Origin of the sequence: Rhabdothermincola salaria (assembly GCF_021246445.1) — a bacterium.
In the GTDB taxonomy this organism is placed as follows: domain Bacteria; phylum Actinomycetota; class Acidimicrobiia; order Acidimicrobiales; family Acidimicrobilacustridaceae; genus Rhabdothermincola_A; species Rhabdothermincola_A salaria.
In genome coordinates, this window is the sequence record NZ_JAJQXW010000001.1 from 1,284,549 (window position 1) to 1,304,896 (window position 20,348).

Genomic DNA, 20,348 nt, shown 5'->3' on the forward strand with positions numbered 1-20,348 from the left:
GCGACGGTGAGGGGCGGGTCAGGACGGCTCGACGGAGCGGGTGGGCACCGAGGTGCCCTCCTCCCATCGGGCGATGGTCCACAACAGGTCGGACAGCCGGTTGAGGTAGGGCACGACCGAGCTCCCCGGCACCGCGGCGGCCAGCGCGTCACGCTCGGCGCGGCGGGCGACGGTTCGGGCCACGTCGACCGATGCGGCCACACGGGTCTCTCCGGGCACCACGAACTCGGTGGGTGGCTCGAAGCGCTCGCTGATCTCGTCGATCAGGCTCTCGAGCCGGCTCACCATGTCGTCGGTGACGAGGGTCTGGCCCTCGACCAGCCGGTCCCGCTTGGCGGGGTCGGTGGCCAGCTCGGCCATGAGCACCCAGAGGTCGCGCTGGATGCCGATGAGGAGGCCGGTGAGCTCTCCGTCGTCGGTCTCGGCTCGGGCCACCCCCAGCGATGCCTGCAGCTCGTCGACGGTGCCGTAGGCCGTCGGCGCCGCCGAGTCCTTGGGCACCCGCCCTCCGTAGAGCAGGCCGGTGGTTCCGTCGTCGCCGGTGCGCGTGTAGATCTTCACGTTCGCCGACACTACCGACCCGGCGGTGCCGACCCGGGCTCGGGCCTCGTCTCGGAAGGGCTCGGCGGGACTCGCACCGTTCCGGAGCACCGCTGCTAGCGTGGGCCGCTGCCTCGAGCTGTCCTGATGGGGAGGGCGTGTTCGCCCCGGCTCCGGCGATGATGGAGATCCGTCTTCGACGCGCCAGGAGTACCCACGAGATGAGCAGTTCCTTCCTCGACGCCGCCCGCCAGCGAGTGGTCGTCTACGACGGTGCCATGGGCACCGGCATCCAGTCCGCCGGGCTCACGGCCGACGACTTCGGGGGTCCGGACCTGGAGGGGTGCAACGAGCTCCTCGTGGTGACGCGTCCGGAGTTCGTCGCCGATCTCCACGCCAGCTACCTGGAGGTGGGGTGCGAGGTGATCGAGACCGACAGCTTCGGCAGCCTCGGCCTCACCCTGGCCGAGTACGGCATCGCGGAGCGGGCCCACGAGCTCAACGTGGCCGCCGCCCGCGTCGCCAAGGACGTCGCCTCGTCGTACGCCACCCCGGATCGCCCCCGGTGGGTGGCCGGCTCCATCGGCCCCGGCACCAAGTTCCCCTCGCTGGGCCAGGTGCGCTACGCCGAGATGCGCGACGAGTACGAGGTCCAGGCCCACGGCCTCATCGAGGGTGGCGCCGACCTGCTCATCATCGAGACGTTCTTCGACCTGCTCTCGGTGAAGGCGGCCATGAACGGCGCCCGCCGGGCCATGCGATCGATCGGCCGGGAGGTCCCCCTTCAGGTCCAGGTCACCATGGAGCTCACCGGGCGCATGCTGCCCGGCACCGAGATCGCCGCCGCCCTGGCCGCCATCGACCCGCTGCGCCCCGACGTGATCGGCATCAACTGCGCCACCGGGCCGGTGGAGATGGGCGAGCACCTACGCCACCTGGCCGCCCACGCCCGCGTCCCGATCTCGTGCATCCCCAACGCCGGCCTGCCCAGCGTGGTCGACGGCGAGATGCACTACGACCTGACCCCCGCCCAGCTGGCCGAGCACCATGCCCGCTTCGTCACCGAGCTCGGCGTCAACGTCATCGGCGGCTGCTGCGGCACGACACCCGAGCACCTCGCCGCCGTGGTCGAGCGCTGCCGCGACCTGGAGGTCGCACCACGCTCCCCGCAGCACGAGGCCGGGGCGACGTCGATCTACTCCCTGGTGCCCTTCGAGCAGGACACCTCGTTCATGATCATCGGCGAGCGAACGAACGCCAACGGCTCCAAGAAGTTCCGCGAGTCGTTGCTCGAGGGCGACCTCGACACCTGCGTGCAGATGGCCAAGGACCAGGTCAAGGAGGGCGCCCACGTCCTCGACCTGTGCGTCGACTACGTCGGGCGCGACGGCACGGCGGACATGGACGAGCTGGCCAAGTTGCTCGCCACCCAGGCCAGCGTCCCGCTGGTCCTCGACTCCACCGAGGCCCAGGTGCTCGAGGCCGGCCTGCAGTGGCTGGGCGGACGGGCGATCCTCAACTCGGCCAACCTCGAGGACGGCGACGCCGAGGGCAGCCGCTTCGACAAGGTCATGAAGCTGGCCAAGGAGTACGGCGCAGCGGTGATCTGCCTGCTCATCGACGAGGAGGGCCAGGCCCGTGACGTCGAGTGGAAGATGCGGGTCGCCCACCAGATCCACGACCTCGCGGTGGACCGCTACGGGCTGGAGTCGAGCGACCTGATCTTCGACGCCCTCACGTTCCCGTTGTCCACCGGCGACAACGACCTGCGCGGCGACGCCATGGCCACGATCGAGGCCATCCGGCGCATCAAGTCCGAGCTGCCGGGTGTCTACACCACCCTCGGCGTGTCCAACGTGTCGTTCGGCCTGAAGCCGGCTGCCCGCCACGTCCTGAACTCGGTCTTCCTGCACGAGTGCGTGCAGGCCGGCCTCGACTCGGCGATCGTCCACGCGGCGCGCATCATGCCGCTCAACAAGATCCCCAACGAGCAGCGAGAGGGCTGCCTCGACCTCATCTACGACCGCCGTCGCGACGACTACGACCCCCTCACAGCGCTGCTCGACACCTTCGCCGACGTCCAGACCAGCGAGGTCGTGCGCGAGGACCGCACCGACTGGTCCGTGGAGCAGCTGCTGAGCCAGCGCATCATCGACGGCGAGCGAGAGGGGCTCGAGGACGACCTCGACGCCGCCATGGCCAAGGGCCTCGCGCCGTTGGCGATCATCAACGACGTGCTGCTGGCCGGGATGAAGGTGGTCGGTGAGCTCTTCGCCACCGGCGAGATGCAGCTCCCCTTCGTGCTGCAGTCCGCCGAGACGATGAAGACGGCCGTCGCCTACCTCGAGCCGCACATGGAGAAGGACGACTCCGGCGGCAAGGGCCGCATCGTGCTGGCGACCGTCAAGGGCGACGTGCACGACATCGGCAAGAACCTGGTCGACATCATCCTCACCAACAACGGCTACGAGGTGGTCAACCTCGGCATCAAGATCTCGATCGCCGAGATGATCGAGAAGGTCCAGGAGGTGAAGGCCGACGCGATCGGCATGAGCGGCCTGCTCGTGAAGTCCACCCTGATCATGCGCGAGAACCTCGAGGAGCTCAACGCCCGGGGCCTGGCCGAGATCCCGGTGCTGCTCGGCGGGGCCGCCCTCACCCGCAGCTACGTCGAGCGGGACCTGCGCGAGGTGTACGAGGGCCGGCTCTTCTACGGCAAGGACGCCTTCGAGGGTCTGCGGGTCATGGACCGCATCGCCGACATCAAGAAGGGCGGTGACGACGACGCCGACTGGGGCCGGGTCCCGAGCGAGAGCACCGTCCCGGCTCGTCGCAGCACGACCACCGCCGACCCGGCCGAGCCGGTGGTGCTCCCGGCTCGCTCCCCCGACGTCGAGACCGACAACCCGGTGTTCCGGCCCCCGTTCCTGGGCACCAAGGTCGTGAAGGGCATCCCCCTCGACGACATCGTCGACTACGTCAACGAGACCGCCCTCTTCCGCAACCAGTGGGGCTTCCGTCCGGAGTCGACGGCCGACGGGAGCACCGAGACCGACGAGGAGTTCAAGGCCCGGGTCCGGTCGACCCTGCGCTCCCAGCTGGCCGAGGCCAAGGCCGCCGACATGCTCGTCCCCCAGGTGGTCTACGGGTACTTCGCCGCCAACGGCGACGGCGACGATCTGGTCGTGTGGAGCGACGAGTCCCGTACCGAGGAGTTGGCCCGCTTCCACTACCCGCGCCAGAACAAGGCCCCGTTCCTGTGCATCGCCGACTTCTTCCGCCCGGTCGACTCCGGTGAGGTCGACTACGCCGCCTTCCACATCGTGACGATGGGCCAGCGGGTCAGCGACGTGACCGCCCGGCTCTTCGCCGAGGACCGCTACCAGGAGTACCTGCTGGTGCACGGCCTCGGGGTCGAGATGGCCGAGGCCCTCGCCGAGTACTGGCACCGGCGCATCCGGGAGGAGTGGGGCTTCGCCGACGAGGACGGGCCGTCGCTGGCCGGTCTGTTCCGCCAGCAGTACCGAGGGGGCCGCTACTCGTGGGGCTACCCCGCCTGCCCGGACCTCGAGGACAACGAGACCGTGGGGCGCCTGCTCGACGCCGGCCGGGTGGGCATCGAGGTCGGTGAGGAGACCGGCTTCCAGTTCCAGCCCGAACAGACGACGTCGGCCATCATCTGCCATCACCCCCGCGCCAAGTACTTCGTGGCCCGCTGACCGGGCTGGTCAGCGGCCGCGCCCACTGCCGACCGCTATCGGTCGGAGGCCTCGGGTTCGAGCAACGGTGCCACCAGCGCCTGCACGCGCTCGGCGAAGCGTTCGAAGCCGAACTCCTGGGCGCGGGCGATGGCGGCCCGGGACATCTCCCGGCGGAGGTCGGGGTCGCCCACGAGCTGCGCGGTCACGGCGACCAGCCCGTCGAGGTCGCGGAACACGAAGCCGTCGTGACCGTCGCGGACGATGTCGGGTTGACCGCCCGCCGCCATGACGACCGGCACCGCACCCGCCGACATGGCCTCGACGGTGGTGATGCCGAAGTGCTCGGCGCGGACGGGGTCGGCGTCGACGTCCTCCCCCAACCCCGTCGCGTGCCAGTAGACCGAGGCTCTCCGGTAGAGCGCGTCGAGCTCGGCGCCACTGGCATCGATGTGGATGGTGACCGCCAGCCCCTCTGCGGCAGCTCGCACCTCGTCGAGGTAGGCATGGTCGTGGGGATCGCAGCCCCCGACCAGGTGGAGCTCCCAGCCCGGGGCCAGCCCGGTGCGGACCAGGCGGGCGAAGGCGTCGACCATCTCCCGTTGCTTCTTGGCATGGCCGCGGCCGGGAGCGAAGAAGCGACCCACCGAGAGGATGATCGGGTCCTTGGCCGCCGGTTCGCGAAGTCGCACCGGCGGTTCGAGCACCGTGCTGGTCCGGCCCCACCATCGCTCGATCCACCGTTGCGTGAACGGCGAGTTGGCCACGATCCGGTCGTAGGAGTCCAGCCAGGTGGTGTCGGTCGGGTCAGCGGCGAGGAGCGAGGCCCGGCCCAGGACGTGTCGACGCCACCCGTGGCCTCGTGTCACGGCCACCAGCGGCACACCCAACCGGCGCCGGTCGCCGTTGCCGAGCACCTCGTGAGCGACGTCGCTGTCGCTGTGGATCTCGACCAGCGCTCCGCCCGGGCGGCCCGGAACGACGATGTCGAGGGAGAACGGGTCGATCAGGTCGCGCTTGCTCCGCGGGGGGCTCAGGGTGCCTTCGGCGACGACCTCACCGTCCACGAGGACACCGATCTGTCGTTCAGGGCCGCCCGGCACGTAGCGCCCGAACCACAGGGTGATCGGCTCCACCCCACCGGCCTGACCGTGCACCCGTAGGACCCCGTGGCCGTTCGTCCAGTGGACCTCCTGCCACCTGATCAGATCGGAGCGGTGCAGGCCACGCACCGCGTCGACGCGCAGCGAAGGCCGAGCCCACCGTCGTCCGCTGCGGACCAGAGCCCGTTGCCACGGTCGCAGCTCGCCACCGGGCTGATCCGGGAAGTGCACGACGTAGACGCCACGGGCGGCGCCGCAGCGGCCGTGGTCCCGATAGGAGAGGTTCACGAGGAGGTCGAAGCCGGCCGTCGTGGCCACCAGGGGCTCGGTCGGGTCGACGACCTGCACCGCGACCCGGGAGAGGTCCGCGGTGAGCCGCTCTCCCATCCAGCCGGTGTCGACGGCGTCGTGGGCGAGGAGGGTGACCTCGTGGTCCCGGCTCAGGACCTCGGCGACCCCTGCCGCGTACGCCTCGCCTCCACCGGCGGTCGGCCAGTAGGCGTCGTAGACAGCGACCCGGCGTCGCGACCCGCTCCCCGTCACGACGCCACCCCGACTGTGAACGCGCCGAGACCAGCCATCGCCACGACCCTACCGGCGCGACCTCGCGGCCCGAGGACGCCGGTGGCGCTCAACGAGCGACGAACCACGCGACCAGCTCGCGGTCGGCGACCCGCTGTCGGCGCCGCAAGCCCCGGCGCTTCGCCAGCATCCGGGGCAGAAGGCGGACGAAGCCGAGGAACGAGCCGACGCGACGACGGACCTGCACCGCCGTCGGTCGGCGAGCCCGGAGCACCGGGAGGACGACGTCGCGCCGGGCGTAGGAGGCGGTGACCAGGACGAAGCGCCACACCTCCCGCCACGCCATGGCGCGGGGCGCGTTCTTCACCAGCATCAGCAGCCGGTTCCGTTCGACGTAGTAGGCGAACAGCGGTGACGTGGCGTCCGAGCTGGCCGCGTGCACGTGGCGGGCCACCGCTCCCGGGGCCGTGCGATAGCCCCAGCCGAGGGCCCGACCCCGCCACGCCAGGTCGGTGTCCTCGTAGTACAGGAAGAAGTCCTCGTCGAAGAGCCCGGCGTCGGTGAGGTAGCCCTTGCGGAGCAGCACACCGCCTCCGCACCACGCGAACACGTCGCTCGGCTCGTCGAACTGGCCGAGATCACGTTCGAGCCAACCCCGGTCGGCGCCCGCCCCGTCCTCGTAGAGGATGGACCCGACGTTGTTCACCACGTCGTAGGCGGTGCCCGCCACCGGCACGACCACGTCGCACGCCCGACGCCCCACGACCACGGTCACCTGGCCCGCCCCTCCGTCGATCACCACGTCCTTGGTCCGCTCGGCCTGCAACCGCAGCGTCACCGACGTGGGCTGGTCCTCACCGACCGGCACCCTCAGCACCGACGAGCCGCTCGCCCACTCGAAGATCCCGTCGCGATCGTGCTCGATGCCCCAACCGCCCCGGCCGAAGTGGGCGTCGCGTCGACAGGACCGCCCCTCGACGACGACGTCGCGGAGCATGACCGCCAGCTCCCGCGAATCCCCGGTGCCGGGCACGAACGCAGGCGCACTGAGCGAGAGCTCGAGGAAGCGGGGGGCGAGCACCAGCTTCGAGCAGGCGGCCCCCAGCGCTCCATCGGCCTCCAGGGTGTCGACGAGCGCCGCCAGCCAGCCGGGTTCGACGAACGCGTCGTTGTTGATGAGCGCCACGTGGTCGACGCCCTCGAGGTCCCGCATGGCCAGGTTGTTGGCCGGGAACCCGCCGTTCACCGTGTTCGCCCGGATCTCGACCTCCGGGAAGCGCTGACGGATGGCCTCCAGGCTGTCGTCCGCCGACGCGTTGTCGACCACGACGATCTCGTAGCGATCATCGGGGTAGTGCACGCGCCGGAGGTGCTCGACGCACTTGGCCGTCATGGTGCCGCCGTTGAAGTTGAGCACGACGACGCGCACGAAAGGTCTCGATTGGGGCACGAGGCGAGCGTAGATCCCCTCTCGGGGCCCGAGGACCTCCCCTGTCGAGGCCCGAGGTCACCGCCCGCGGCGCGCCGGTACCCGGTCAGGACGCCTTCGACCGAGCCTCCCCCGCCTCGTCCGCCTGGCCCTCGTCGTCAGCGTCTCCGGTGTCGGCGCCACGCGCCGTGGGATGGCGCTTGCGGGTCTCCTTGGCGGCAGCCACCGAGGCTTCGAGCGCCGCCATGAGGTCGACCACCCGCTCGGGCTCGGCGGTGGCCGCCGGGACGACGACCTCCTCACCCGCCGCCTTGCGGTCGATCAGGTCGAGCACCGCCTGGCGGTAGGTGTCCTGGAAGCGCGCCGGCTCGAAGTCGGCCGAGAGCGACTCGACCAGCTGGGTCGCCATGGCCAACTCCTTGTCCGAGACCTCCACCTCGGCCACCTCGGCCAGATCGGGGATCTCGGCCGGGTCGTTGATCTCGTCGGCGTAGACCATGGTGGAGAGCACCAACCGGCCCTCCTGGGGACGGATGGCCGCCAGGTACTGCTTGGTCCGCATCACGAAGTGGGCGATGCCGACCTTGCCCTCTTCCTCCATGGCCCTGGCCAACAGGGCGTAGGGCTTGGAGGACTTGTCGGGCACCAGGTAGTAGGCGGCGTCGTAGAAGATCGGGTCGATCGAGGAGAGGTCGACGAACTCCTCGAGGTCGATCGTGCGGACCGCCTTGGGGTCGAGGGCCGCCAGCTCGTCCTCGCTGATGGTGACGTAGGCCCCGGAGTCGAGCTCGTAGCCCTTGACGATCTGGTCCCACGGGACCTCTTCGCCGGTCTCGGCGTCGACGCGACGCTGCTTCACGCGCGCTCCGGTGCGGCTGTCGAGCTGGTTGAAGTGCACCGTCTTGCGGCTCACGGCGCTGTAGAGCTTCACGGGGATGTTGACCAGCCCGAAGCTGATCGACCCACTCCAGATGGCACGGGGCATGGCGCTCTCCTTCCCGCCCGGTCCTCAGGAAAGTAGCGCCCGGGCGACCAGATCGGTGCTGAAGGCGGTGAGGATGGCCAGGTAGAGCAACCCGGTGGCGGCCATCACCGCGCTGTAGGCCCGTTCCTTCAACGCCAATCGGGTGACGACGACCAGGCCCAGGGTGGTGACGGCCGACATCACCCAGTACCAGCCGAGCAAGCCGTTGTACCCGTCGTCGATCGTGCCGTTCAGGGCCGACACCATCCCGACCGGCACCAACAGCAGTGCGACCTCCGGGAACCACATGATGCCGGTCCAGCGCACCAGCTCGAGCAGGGGACCCCGGGCCATCCCCGGCTGCACGAGGTACCAGTGCCCGAGCAGCATGGCGTCGCTGACCGCTCCCAGGAAGGCCGCCCCCACGAGGAAGCGGGCGATCGCCAGCCACAGCTCTCCGTCGCCCGCGTCGGCGGCCACCGCCGCCGCGGCCAGGATGCCGGGCACGCCCAGGATGGGGGCGATGAGGTCGAGGCGAGGATCGAACTCCCGGACGGTCTCGTCCTTGCTGGCCGCCGATCGGTCGATGCCCGTCATGGCGGCCACCCGGGCCGAGCGGGCCTCGGCCAGCTCGACCTGGCCGGCGACGCCCGCCTGACGGCGCACCACCGACGAGACCAGGGCCGCGGTGGCCGCCACGGCGACCGCGACCGACGACAGGTCCCGCACGAGGTTGGTGTCGATGATCGCGAAGCCGATGTAGGCGGCGCCGGCCGCCATGAGGGCATACGTGCCCCGCATCAGCCACCCGTAGCCGAGGGAGACCTCACGTCGCCGGGTGGTCACCCACAAGAAGAGCAGGCCCCCGACCGACCACTGCAGCAGCACCGAGGCCGCGTCGAGGCTGATCACGAGGCGACAGGGCTCACGCGTCGACGACGACGAGGTCGTGGTCGGCCCGGTTGAGCGGTTCCGGCCCGTCGCTGGTGGTCACCACGATGTCCTCGAGTCGCAGTCCGAACCGTCCCGGCAGGTAGATGCCGGGCTCCACGGAGTAGGCGTGCCCCGCGGCGAGCGCGGTGGTGTTGCCCGTCACGATGTAGGGGTCCTCGTGCTCCTCGACGCCGATGCCGTGACCGGTGCGGTGGATGAAGTGGGCGCCGAGGCCGGCTGCTTCGATGACCCCCCGGGCGGCGGCGTCGACGTCCTCGCAAGGCGTGCCCGGCGACCCGGCGGCCACGGCGGCGGCCTGGGCCGGCTGCAACACGGCGTAGGCCTCGGCCACGTCGGCCGGCGGCGCGTCACCCGCGACCACGCAGCGGGTGATGTCGGAGCAGTAACCGGCGCCGCTCTCGGTGGGGAAGGTGCCTCCGAAGTCGCAGAGCACCACCTCGCCCCGACCGATGCGCCGGTCCCCCGGCTCGTGGTGGGGGCTGGCGGCGTTCGGTCCGGCGGCGACGATGGCGAAGTTCACGCGCTGGTGGCCCTCGGCCAGGATGCGCCGCCCCAGCTCGGCGGACAGCTCGGCCTCGGTGCGGCCCACGAGGGGGATCTCGCCGCTCTGCAGGGCGAGGGCGATGCGGTCGACCGCCGCCGCCGCGGTGCGCAGGGCCTCGATCTCGGCTGCGTCCTTGATCGCCCGCAGCGGGCCGGTGACCCGGGATGCGGCGCCGAAGCGGGCCGAAGGGAGCGCCTGTTGCAGGGCGAGGACGAACTGGGCCCAGGTTCGGTCGCCGATGACGGCGTTGGTGGCGGGGCCGACGAGGTCGGCCACCAGGGCGATGGGGTCCTCGGTCTCGCCCCACGGCCGCACGTGGAACACATCGGGGCGCTCGACCACCCGAGGCTGCTCGAGACGGGGCACCACGAGGGTGGCGTCGCCGTCGCGGGGCACCACCAGCATCGTGAGTCGCTCGAGGGGCATGGCCTCGTAGCCGATCAGCCAGGGCAGGTCGGGCCCGACCGAGAGCAGGCACACGTCGACACCCTGTTCGTCCATGGCGGCCCGCACCCGGGCCAGTCGCTCTGCGTGCACGCGGTGAGGCTACCGGGGGGTCTCACCGCGTCCGAACTCGAGGTCAGGGCCTGACGCCCCGACCCGACGCCACCCCGGCGGGGGCGGCGACGAGGCTCAGGCGGTGACCCGGGTGTCCTCGACCGCGGTGCCGGCCGCCGCCGACGCCTGCCGGGCGTGGTAGCTGGACCGGGTGAGCGGGCTGGACTCCACGTGGGCCAGGCCCATCGACTCCCCTGCCCGTCGGTACTCGTCGAACTGGGCGGGCGTCACCCACCGGTGCACGGGGAGGTGGTGCGACGTGGGCCGCAGGTACTGCCCGATGGTGACGATGTCGACACCGACCCCGGCGAGGTCGGCGAGGGTGGCCGCCACCTCGTCGTCGGTCTCGCCCATGCCGACCACGAGCCCCGACTTGGTGACCAGGCCGGCATCCTTGGCCCGAGCCAGCACCGACAGCGATCGGGCGTAGCCGGCGGAAGGACGGACCGCCCGCTGGAGGCGAGGGACGGTCTCGACGTTGTGGTTGAGCACCTCGGGCCGGCTGGCGAAGATGGTGTCGAGGGCGTCGCGGCGACCACGGCAGTCCGAGATCAGCACCTCGACCTGCACCCCCGGGGTGCGGGCGTGGATGGCCGCCACGGTGGCGGCCATGGCGGCGGCCCCCTCGTCGGGGAGGTCGTCGCGGGCGACCGTCGTGACCACGGCGAAGCCCAGCCCCATGCGGGCCACCGCCTCGGCCACCCGATCGGGCTCGGTCGGGTCGAGGGGCTCGGGCCGGCGGGTGTCGACGAGGCAGAAGCCACAGGCTCGTGTGCAGCGCTCGCCGTTGATCATGAAGGTGGCGGTGCCGTCGTCGCCCCAGCACTCGGACCGGTTGGGGCACCCGGCTTCCTCGCACACGGTGACCAGGCCCAGGTCTCGCACGGTCTGCTCGAGGCGTCGCACCCCGGGCCCGAGCCGCACCGGGGCCCGCAGCCAGTCGGGCTTGCGGTCGCGCACGGCGAGACCACCGGCCACACCGGCCTCGGCCAGCCGCCCCCGGAGGCGCAGGGACGGACCGGCCACGGCGGTCTCGGGCGGGCCCTCGACGAGCGGAGGAGGCGCCACCGGCGCGGCCCCTGGCTCATCCGGGCCGTGGTCGGCCGCCCGACGGACGGGGGTGCCGGCGCCCTCGCCCCGGCTGAAGGGGGCCAGGTCGTCGTCGCCGGCCCGGGGGCTGCGCCACACCACGTCGGCCCGCTCCACCGGGCGGCCGTCGGGCGCCCATCGCGCGATGGCGTGCTGGGCCAGCACGTCGACGACCTCGGCCATCGACGCGTCGATGCCTTCCTCGGCCAGGCTGGTCACGGCCTTGTCGGCGATGCCGCAGGGCACGATGTGACCGAACATCGCCATGTCGGGGGCCACGTTGAGGGCGAAGCCGTGCATCGAGCGGCCCCGTGTGAGGCGGACCCCGATGGCCGCGATCTTGCGGGGGGCGGAGCTGTTCGGCTCGACCCACACACCGGGGTAGTCGCGCAGGCGACCGACGTCGGTCAGCCCCAACGAGGCGAGGGTGTCGATGACCAGCTGCTCGACCGAGCGCACGTAGGCGACGGTGTCGGCCATGCCTCCACCGCGCTTGCCCGGCACGGTGAGGATCGGATAGCCGACCAACTGCCCGGGGCCGTGGTAGGTGACGTCGCCGCCCCGGTCGGTGGGCACGAGCTCGGCGCCGACCGACGCCGGATCGACCAGCACGTGCTCGGTGCTGGCGCTGGCCCCCAACGTGTAGACGTGCGGATGCTCCAACAGCAGCAGCCAGTCGTCACGACCGTGCGTGAACAGCCCGTGCTGGAGCGCGTGCGCCTCGTGGTAGGGCACCGTGCCCAACCAGCGCAGGCGAAGGGGACGCGACGACGCCCGCTCCCGCTGCTCGGTCGGACCGAGAGGGGGGAGCGGGACCGTGCTCACGGCCGGGCGACCGCGCCGCTCACAGCTCGGCGTCCCAGTCGCGGGTCTCGAGGATCTCCTTGACCTCGCGCATGAACGAGGCGGCGTAGGCACCGTCGAACGCCCGGTGGTCCCAGGCCAGGCCCAACAGGCCCACCGAGTGGATGGCGATGGACTCGCCCCCGTCGGCGTCGGTGACCACCACCGGCTTGCGGCTCACACCGTCCGTGCTCAGCACGGCGACCTGAGGCTGGCTGATCACCGGGAGCACGAGGTGGCTCCCGAACGACCCGGAGTTCGACAGCGTGAAGGTGCCGCCGGAGATGTCGTCCATGCTGAGCTTCTTGGACCGGGCCCGGCTGGCGAGGTCGTTGATGTCGCGGGCGATGGCCCGCAGGCGCTTGTCGTCGGCGCCCTGCACCACTGGCACCAACAGGCCCTGGAAGTCGAGATCGACGGCCACGCCGAGGTTGACGTAGTTGTGCACCACCAGCTCGCCGTCGCCCACCGAGGCGTTCATGTGCGGGTACTGGCGGAGGGCGTCGATCACGGCCCGGGAGATGAACGGCAGGTACGTGAGGCTGAACCCCTCGCCGGCCTTGAAGTCGCCACGGTGGCGACGCCGCACCCGCTCGACGTTCTCGTAGTCGACCTCCACGATGGTGTACGCGTGCGGGGAGGTGGCCTTGGACATGACCATGTGCTCACCGGTGCGACGCCGGATGTTGTTGAGCGGTTCGACCGTGTCGCCCGTGCCCGAACGAGGGGCGGGGGCCGGACGCCGAGCGCCTCCGGACTCGGTCGGGGCCGGGGACGCCGCCGCGGGACGGGCCGGCGCGGCCGTGCTGGCCGCCCCCTCCCGGATGGCCCGGTCGACGTCGGCGCGGGTGATGCGACCGCCGGGGCCGGAGCCCTCGATGCGGGCCGGGTCGAGCCCGTAGTCGTTGATCAGGCGACGCACGATCGGTGACAGCAGACGTCCGGCGGTGGCCTCGGCCGGCGCCTCGGGCGCGGATGCGGATTCGGAGGCGGCAGGAGCGGGGGCCGAGGCAGGGGTCGGTGCCGGCGCCTCGGGCTCGGGGGCCGGCTCCGGGGCCGGCGACTCCGCCGGCGCCTCGGGCTCGGGCGCCGCTTCGGGCTCCGGGGCGGTCTGCGTCTCGGGGGTGGCGGCCGCGGGGGCGCTGTCGGCCGCACCGGCGTCGCCGACGACGGCGATGACCGTGCCCACGTCGACGGTGTCGCCCTCGGGGACCCGGATCTCGGTGAGGGTGCCGGTCACCGGCGACGGGACCTCCGAGTCGACCTTGTCGGTCGAGACCTCGAACAGCACCTCGTCCTCGGCGATCTGGTCGCCGATCTGCTTGAACCACTTCGTGATGGTGCCCTCGGTGACCGATTCACCGAGTTGGGGCAGCTGGATCTCGGCCATGGGGCGGGGTTCCTCCGTCGATGGGGGGTGGGTTCCGGTCTCGGCGGGAGTGGTGGGACCGGGCGGCTGGGGGATGTGGGGGGCGGATGGTCGGGAGCGCCCGGTGACGAGGGCGAAGAGGGTGGCGGCGGCGCGGCCTAGGGCAGCCAGCAGGCGCACCACGTCAGCCCGTCACTCGTAGGAGCGACCGGTGAGCGTGAAGGCACCATGGCCGAAGACCTCGCTGAGGGTCGGATGGGGCTGGATGAACTGGGCGATCTCCTCGGCGGTGGCCTCCCAGTTCACCGCCAGGTAGGCCTGCCCGAGCTGTTCGGTGACCCACGGGCCGACCATGTGCACGCCCAGGATGCGGCCGCCGGTGCCGTCGGACTGCTTCTCGGCGATGACCTTCACCATGCCCTCGGCCTCGTCGAGGATGATGGCCCGGCCGTTGCCGCCGAAGCGTCGCTTGGACACCACCACGTCGTGGCCGGCCTCCTTGGCGCTGGCCTCGGTGTGGCCGACGAAGCTGACCTCGGGGTGGCAGTAGATGCACCACGGCACGCGCCCGTAGTCGACGGGCACGGGGTCCTCGCCGAGGATGTCCTGGATGGCGAGGACGCCTTCGGCGAAGCCGACGTGGGCCAGGGCGGGCGTGGCGATGACGTCGCCGATGGCGTAGACGCCGGCTTCGCCGGTGCGGCACCACTCGTCGACCTCGATGTGCCCGCGGTCGGAGACCTTCACCGCGGTGCCGTCGAGACCGAGGTTCTCCGACAGCGGGCGGCGGCCGACGGACACGACGACCATCTCGACGTCGATGGTCTCGTCGTCGCCGAAGCGGACCTTGGTACCGCCGTCGTGGTCGTGGGGCTCGTGGCCGGTGACCGCCACACCCGTGCGCACGTCGATGCCCTGCTTCTTGAACGACTGGAGCACGACCCGGGTGATGTCGTCGTCGAGGCCGGGGAGGATCTTGGGCAGGGCCTCGAGGATGGTGACGTCGGTGCCGAGGTCGCTCATCATGGAGGCGAACTCGCAACCGATGGCCCCGCCGCCGATCACCACGGCCGACGCCGGGAGCCGCTCGAGGGAGAGCAACTCGTCGGACGTCACCACCCGCTGGCCGTCGACCTCGAAGCCGGGGATGGTGCGCGGCACCGAGCCCGACGCCAGGATGACGTGGTCACCTGTGAGCTCGACATCGCCGGACGAGCCCCCGGACACCCGCACCAGGTGGTCGCCGTGGAGCGTGCCGGTGCCGTCGAGCACGGTGACCTTGCGGGACTTGAGCAGGCCCGACAACCCACCGAAGAGCTTGTCGATGACCTCTTGCTTGCGCTGCTGGGTGACGGAGAAGTCGAGGGAGGGTTCGCCGGCGGTGATGCCGAAGGTGGAAGCCCCCACCACGGCGCGGTGCACGGCGGCGGTCTCGAGCAGCTCCTTGGCCGGGATGCAGCCGACGTGCAGGCACGTGCCGCCGACCTTGTACTTCTCGACCAGGGCGACGTCGAGCCCGGCTGACGCGCCGTACAGGGCTGCGGCGTAGCCACCGGGGCCGCCACCGATGATGACGACGTCGTAGTTCTCGGCCGTGGGGACCACCTCCTCGGGGTATCGGTCGGAGCCTACCCAGGCCAGAGGGCGGCGCCGACCGGGCCCGCACGCCGACCCCCGGCACCGACCGACGGGATCGGCCCGGTCGGTCCTATTGCTGCTGCAGCGCCGAGGTGGGGCGCCCGGCGGCGGCGGGGAGGCGACGGATCTCGACGTGGGGTTCGACCGTGGCCCGGGTGTTCCCCGAGAAGATGCCCCGCAGTGGCTGCACGTCGTCGTAGTCGCGGCCGTGGCCGATCTTGACGTGCCGGGGCCCGACGGGCTGCTGGTTGGTCGGGTCGAGGCCGAGCCACCCCACACCGGGGACCGCGGCCTCGAACCAGGCGTGGGTCTGGACCGACACGACGTCGTCGTCGCCGTCCTCGGAGGGGTCGAGGTTGGTCGTCTCGTCGCGGGTGAACAGGTACCCCGACACGTAGCGCGCCGGGATGCCCTGGCTGCGACAGAGGGCCACCGCGAGGTGGGCGAAGTCCTGGCACACGCCGTGCCCGTGGGCCAGCACGTCCTCCACCGACACGCCGATCTCGGTGGAGCCGGGCGTGTAGCGCAACGAGGTGCCGACGAAGCGGTGCATGGCCAACACCATGCCGACGGTGTCGGGACCCACGAGCGCGGCCTGGGTGGTCGCCGCCTGTCGCACCCCTTCGTCCCACTCGGCGTGCGGCGACGGGGCCAGGTACTCGGCGTGCTCGTCGCGGAAGGCAGGGGCGTCGAGGGCGGCACGGTGGCTGGCGGAGCTGAACAACGGCCTCGGCAGCGTCTCCACGGTGGCCTCGGCCACGACCTCCATCGCCACGTGGGGGGACCGCAACCCGAAGGCGTCGACCCTGGTCCCCCAGTAGTCGACGAAGGAGGAGACCTTGGCCGAGGGGAAGGTGGTGACCCGATAGCTGACGAGCTGTTGGTGCTCGTCGGTGATGGGGCAGGCCCGCAGCTCGTTCTGGGACTCGCGCACCAGGGCGTCGTAGGTGAAGCTCGTGCGGTAGCGGATGTCGAGCCTCATGACGCCCACTGCTCGCCGGGGAGCACCTTCAGGGTGTGCATGTCGAACTCGTGGCTGTTGGTGAAGTACTGCAGGCCCACCGCGGTGCCGACCTGGGCGATGGCCGCCTCCACCCGGATCAGCTCCGCCGAGAGGTCTCCCGCCATCAGCTCGCCGACCTCGGCGTACTCGAGGTCGGCTCGGAGCCGGCCGAGCAGGCGCAGCGGGCGAGAGAGCTCGCCGTGGGGCGGCGACAGCAGCGTGAGGCTCTCCTCCGCGGTGCGCACCGCGTGCAGCACCGACCGGGGGAAGGTCCGCGACAACAACAGGAAGGCCACCACGTCGGCGGGGGCCATGGAGGCCCGATGGGTGCGGCGGTACGCCTCGAGGGCCGAGGCCGAGCGCAGCGTGCCCACCCACTCGTGGAAGCCCGCCGAGGCCAGCTGACCCTGCCGGACGCGCAGCAACCGGCAGGCCCACGCCGCCCGCTCGAGGTGCCAGCCGAGCTCGAGGAAGCGCCACCCCTCGTCGCGGGTCATGGTCTCGTGAGCCATGCCGGCGACCGCCTGGCACTCGCGTCGCACGAAGCCGTAGAGCTCGTGGGGCTGGAACTCGAGGTCGAGCTTGAGGTTGCGCCCCCGCAGCTGCAGACAGAACGAGTTGATGGCGCCCCACAGCTCGGTGGAGAGCCAGCCCCGCACCGTCCGGGCGTTCTCACGGGCCTGTTCGACGCTGGCCAGGATCGAGCCCCGGTTGTCGCGATCGACCACCAGGAACTCCGAGACCATGGCCGCCGTGAGGGGGCGCTCGGTCTCGTCGAACGTGCCCCGCAGGCCCACGGCCGCGAGCACACCGCCCCACGCCGCCCGCTCCTCGGCGGCGGTCGTCTCGAGCAGCCCGTGGTAGGTGACGTCGAGCAGCCGGGCGGTGTCCTCCGCCCGCTCGAGGTAGCGGCCGATCCAGAACAGGCTCTCGGCGTCGCGTGCCAGCATCAGCGCACCGCTTCGATCGTTGCGTCGCTCCGGGCCCCCGAGAGGCCCGAGCCCTCGGCCGCCTCGGCCAGCTCGGCTTCCTCGGCGGCCACCTCGGCGGCGGTGCGCGCCAGCACCCAGGTGTCCTTGGAGCCACCTCCCTGCGAGGAGTTCACCACCAGCGAGCCGGCCTTCATCGCCACCCGGGTGAGGCCGCCCGGGATGACCTCGACGGTGTCGCTGGTGACCACGAAGGGCCGCAGGTCGACGTGGCGGCCCTCGAGGTGGTCGCCGACGAGCGTGGGGTGCCGGGACAGCGAGACCACCTCCTGGGCGATCCACCCCCGGGGGTCGGCCAGGATCGCGTCTCGACAGGCCGCCAACTCGGCATCGGTGGCGGCCGGGCCGATGGTGATGCCGTAGCCGCCGGCCTCGGCGACCGGCTTGATCACCAGCTGGTCGAGGCGTTCGAGAACGGCCGCGCGTTGCTCGGGGTCCCAGAGCAGGTAGGTCTCGACGTTGGGCAGGATGGGCTCCTCCCCCAGGTAGAAGCGGATCATCTCCGGCACGTAGGGGTACACCGCCTTGTCGTCGGCGACGCCGTTGCCGATGGCGTTGGTCACGGTGACGTTGCCGGCCCGCACGGCCGCCAGCAGGCCCGGGACGCCGAGGGTCGAGTCGTGGCGGAAGACGACGGGGTCGAGGAAGCTGTCGTCGATGCGGCGGTAGATGACGTCGACGCGCTGCAGGCCCTGGGTCGTGCGCATGTAGACGACGTGGTCGTCGACGACGAGGTCGCGGCCCTCGATGAGCTCCACCCCCATGTGGGCGGCGAGGAACACGTGCTCGAAGTAGGCCGAGTTGTAGACGCCGGGGGTGAGCACCACGATCGTCGGGTTCTCGCCGGCGGCCGGCGGCGCCACCCGGGTGAGCGCGCCGAGCAACGACCGCCCGTAGTGGTCCACCGGGCGGACGGGCGTGTTGGCGAACACGTGAGGCAACAGGCGGGTCATGGCCACCCGGTTCTCGACCACGTAGGAGATGCCGCTGGGGCTGCGCAGGTTGTCCTCGAGCACCCGGTACGTGCCCTCTGCGTCCCGCACGAGGTCGCTGCCCGCCACCAGCACCCGGGCGCCCAGCGGCACCGGCACCCCGAACGCCTCACGGGCGAAGCCGTCGGAGCTCGACAGCAGCCACCAGGGGATGATCCCGTCTCGCACGATGGCCCGGTCGCCCACGTAGAGGTCGTCGAGGAAGCGGTTGAGGGCGGTCACCCGCTGGGCCAGGCCGTCCTCGACCACCGCCCACTCGTCGGCCGGGACCACGCGGGGCAGCAGGTCCATGGGGAAGGTCCGCTCGATACCCTCGCCCTCCCCGTACACGGTGAACGTGATGCCCTGGCTGCGGAAGGCGGCGTCGCGCCGCAGCTCGCGCCGGGCCAGGTCGTCGGCGTCGAACCGCGACAACCGCTCGACCAGAGCGCCGTAGTGGTCGCGCACCTCACCGTCCGGGGTGAAGACCTCGTCGAAGAACCCCTCGGTTCGGTACTCGCGGAACAGATCGCCTACCACGACGTCACCGTAGCCACCGTCGCCTGTCCCGGCGGACCCTCGACGCGCACGTTCACGAGTCGTTCACACGCAGACGGCGCGCCGATCGCCATGCCGGGCTCAGCTCAGCGCGTCGAGCAGCTCCTGCTTGGTCATCCCCGAGCGTCCCTCGATGTCTCGCGCCCGGGCTCGCTCGTAGAGCTCGTCTCGGGTGAGTCCGGAGAGATCGTCCGCGTCCTCACGGTCCGGTGAGGCGACGATCACGGCGTAGCTGCCGATGCCGAGCAGGCGGTTGCCCTGCACGTCGTCGTCGGGGAGCAGGAGGCGTCGGATCTCGCCGGTCTCGGCGTCGAAACTCACGTCGGCGACCTTCCCCAGCGCCACACCGTCCTCGGTGAGGACGCGCCGTCCGAGCGGGTCGCTGCGACCCTGCACGGCGGCCTCCTCGGCATCGGTGGACGGCTCCCGGACGAGGTCTCGCGAACTGATGGTGACGGCGTCGCGGCCCACCCCTCCGGAGTCGTCCCAGCCGATGACACCGGCGCCGGTGACCACACCGACGCACCGGGAGGAGTCGACGTCGACGACGATGCCGTCGACCGATCCGACCTTCGACGCATCCGACGTGTCGATCACGTCGATGCCCAACGTTCGTCGCCAGCGCATCAGGCGTCCTCCCCCAACTGGTTGCGGAACTCCTCGACGGCCGACCCGAACCCGGCCAGGTCGTCACGGATGTACGAGGTGGCCCCGTCCGGGACGATCACACGCGCCCCCGACACGGCCAGGGTGTCGGGCAACGGCAGGAACACGTGCCGGTCGCCGCCGCCGGAGAACTCCTCGGCGGGCTCGATCTCGAAGCCGACCACGTCGGCTTGGGCCCGGCCCACCTGCACGATGGCCTCGACCACCTCCCCGATCACCGACCCGGACTCGGTGAGCACCTCTGCGCCGAGGACGTCGCCCCGTCCTCCGTCGAGGTCGGCCCCCGGGCCGAACACGTCCTCGTCGGCGACCACGACAGCATCGGGTCCGAGGCCGTGCACGCCCTTCCACAACAAGACGTCACCCACCGGGCCACCCAGGAACCCGTGCTTGCGCAGGGTGAAGCCGAGGATCTCTCCCGAGTCGGGACCGAAGACGACGTCCTTCACCTCGAGGGGGGACTCGCCCGACAAGGTCACCACCGGGGTACCGGTCAGCGTGCCCGCCCGCAACAAGCGACTCACGAGCCGCCTCCCTCGTCCCCTGACACGACGACGCCACCCTTGCGGCGTCGCTGCTGCACCAGCACCAGGGCGACGACGATCGCCACGAGCACCACCACAGCGATGGCGATGATCACCAACGGATCCACGAGTGCGTCCTTTCGATCGGTGACGGGCCAGCGGCGCACCTGATGCGCCGCGCGACCCCGCTTCACTCGTATCCGCCGACCACCCGATCCAGACCTCGGCCCCGTCGTGCCCCGGACCGACGGCCCGCTACCGGGCGATGAAGAGCTGGAGCGCGAACGCGCCCAGGATGGCCAGGCCGCAGGCGAGGGACAGCAGGATCAGCTTCCGGGTGCTCATCGACCGTGGAGCCTACCGGGCGGCCCCGTCGGGCATACCAG

General features: G+C 71.4%; 16 protein-coding genes. 1 reads left to right on the forward strand and 15 read right to left on the reverse strand.

Annotated elements, in window-relative coordinates:
* Nucleotides 1–18 precede the first annotated feature (18 nt).
* Nucleotides 19–561, reverse strand: coding sequence for a cob(I)yrinic acid a,c-diamide adenosyltransferase (locus tag LUW87_RS06000; RefSeq protein WP_232670187.1), 543 nt, complete (start codon nt 559–561; stop codon nt 19–21).
* 158 nt (nt 562–719) lie between these two features.
* On the opposite strand from LUW87_RS06000, the gene metH reads away from it, so the two are divergent.
* Nucleotides 720–4,259 carry a methionine synthase gene (metH, locus tag LUW87_RS06005; protein WP_430300532.1) on the forward strand — a complete coding sequence of 1,180 codons (3,540 nt, stop codon included), beginning with the start codon at nt 720–722 and terminating at the stop codon, nt 4,257–4,259.
* A gap of 35 nt (nt 4,260–4,294) precedes the next feature.
* On the opposite strand, the gene LUW87_RS06010 is transcribed toward metH, so the two are convergent.
* The 14 genes from LUW87_RS06010 to LUW87_RS18680 all read right to left on the reverse strand — a co-directional run bounded on the left by LUW87_RS06010 (nt 4,295) and on the right by LUW87_RS18680 (nt 20,090).
* A complete protein-coding gene (locus LUW87_RS06010) occupies nt 4,295–5,884 on the reverse strand; it encodes a glycosyltransferase family 4 protein (RefSeq protein ID WP_232670189.1) in 1,590 nt (529 codons plus the stop codon).
* Nucleotides 5,885–5,972: 88 nt separating this feature from the next.
* Complete coding sequence (locus LUW87_RS06015) at nt 5,973–7,313, reverse strand: glycosyltransferase (protein WP_232670190.1); 1,341 nt, start codon at nt 7,311–7,313, stop codon at nt 5,973–5,975.
* Nucleotides 7,314–7,398: 85 nt separating this feature from the next.
* Entirely contained in the window at nt 7,399–8,277 is an 879-nt protein-coding gene (ku, locus tag LUW87_RS06020; RefSeq protein WP_232670191.1) for a non-homologous end joining protein Ku, read from the reverse strand.
* Nucleotides 8,278–8,301: 24 nt separating this feature from the next.
* The gene (locus LUW87_RS06025; RefSeq protein ID WP_232670192.1) at nt 8,302–9,168 is read right to left on the reverse strand and encodes a hypothetical protein; all 867 of its coding nucleotides are present in this window, start codon (nt 9,166–9,168) and stop codon (nt 8,302–8,304) included.
* Nucleotides 9,169–9,181: 13 nt separating this feature from the next.
* Nucleotides 9,182–10,291 carry a M24 family metallopeptidase gene (locus LUW87_RS06030; protein WP_232670194.1) on the reverse strand — a complete coding sequence of 370 codons (1,110 nt, stop codon included), beginning with the start codon at nt 10,289–10,291 and terminating at the stop codon, nt 9,182–9,184.
* A gap of 96 nt (nt 10,292–10,387) precedes the next feature.
* Nucleotides 10,388–12,226 carry a lipoyl synthase gene (gene lipA / locus LUW87_RS19110; protein ID WP_232670196.1) on the reverse strand — a complete coding sequence of 613 codons (1,839 nt, stop codon included), beginning with the start codon at nt 12,224–12,226 and terminating at the stop codon, nt 10,388–10,390.
* A 19-nt stretch (nt 12,227–12,245) separates the two neighbouring features.
* Nucleotides 12,246–13,796: a 2-oxoglutarate dehydrogenase, E2 component, dihydrolipoamide succinyltransferase gene (gene sucB, locus LUW87_RS06040; protein WP_346742400.1), complete on the reverse strand. Its 1,551-nt coding sequence runs from the start codon at nt 13,794–13,796 to the stop codon at nt 12,246–12,248.
* A gap of 9 nt (nt 13,797–13,805) precedes the next feature.
* Nucleotides 13,806–15,218, reverse strand: coding sequence for a dihydrolipoyl dehydrogenase (gene lpdA, locus LUW87_RS06045; RefSeq protein WP_232670198.1), 1,413 nt, complete (start codon nt 15,216–15,218; stop codon nt 13,806–13,808).
* 103 nt (nt 15,219–15,321) lie between these two features.
* The gene (locus LUW87_RS06050; protein ID WP_232670199.1) at nt 15,322–16,233 is read right to left on the reverse strand and encodes a transglutaminase family protein; all 912 of its coding nucleotides are present in this window, start codon (nt 16,231–16,233) and stop codon (nt 15,322–15,324) included.
* Entirely contained in the window at nt 16,230–17,204 is a 975-nt protein-coding gene (locus LUW87_RS06055; RefSeq protein ID WP_232670200.1) for an alpha-E domain-containing protein, read from the reverse strand. Before LUW87_RS06055 ends, LUW87_RS06050 begins: the two co-directional genes overlap by 4 nt.
* Nucleotides 17,204–18,754: a circularly permuted type 2 ATP-grasp protein gene (locus tag LUW87_RS06060; RefSeq protein WP_232670201.1), complete on the reverse strand. Its 1,551-nt coding sequence runs from the start codon at nt 18,752–18,754 to the stop codon at nt 17,204–17,206. Before LUW87_RS06060 ends, LUW87_RS06055 begins: the two co-directional genes overlap by 1 nt.
* A gap of 99 nt (nt 18,755–18,853) precedes the next feature.
* Nucleotides 18,854–19,399 carry a PRC-barrel domain-containing protein gene (locus LUW87_RS06065; protein ID WP_232670202.1) on the reverse strand — a complete coding sequence of 182 codons (546 nt, stop codon included), beginning with the start codon at nt 19,397–19,399 and terminating at the stop codon, nt 18,854–18,856.
* Nucleotides 19,399–19,962: a PRC-barrel domain-containing protein gene (locus tag LUW87_RS06070; protein ID WP_232670203.1), complete on the reverse strand. Its 564-nt coding sequence runs from the start codon at nt 19,960–19,962 to the stop codon at nt 19,399–19,401. Before LUW87_RS06070 ends, LUW87_RS06065 begins: the two co-directional genes overlap by 1 nt.
* Nucleotides 19,959–20,090 (reverse strand): hypothetical protein, encoded by a 132-nt coding sequence (locus LUW87_RS18680; RefSeq protein ID WP_283250867.1) that lies wholly within the window; start codon nt 20,088–20,090, stop codon nt 19,959–19,961. Before LUW87_RS18680 ends, LUW87_RS06070 begins: the two co-directional genes overlap by 4 nt.
* Between the last annotated feature and the right edge of the window lie 258 nt (nt 20,091–20,348).

What these genes read in the sequence shown, in the direction of transcription:
- LUW87_RS06050 (WP_232670199.1), bottom strand. Translation starts at nt 16,233, where the DNA reads ATGAGGCTCGACATCCGCTACCGCACGAGCTTCACCTACGACGCCCTG.
- ku (WP_232670191.1), bottom strand. Translation starts at nt 8,277, where the DNA reads ATGCCCCGTGCCATCTGGAGTGGGTCGATCAGCTTCGGGCTGGTCAAC.
- LUW87_RS06065 (WP_232670202.1), bottom strand. Translation starts at nt 19,399, where the DNA reads ATGCGCTGGCGACGAACGTTGGGCATCGACGTGATCGACACGTCGGAT.
- metH (WP_430300532.1), top strand. Translation starts at nt 720, where the DNA reads ATGATGGAGATCCGTCTTCGACGCGCCAGGAGTACCCACGAGATGAGC.
- LUW87_RS06055 (WP_232670200.1), bottom strand. Translation starts at nt 17,204, where the DNA reads ATGCTGGCACGCGACGCCGAGAGCCTGTTCTGGATCGGCCGCTACCTC.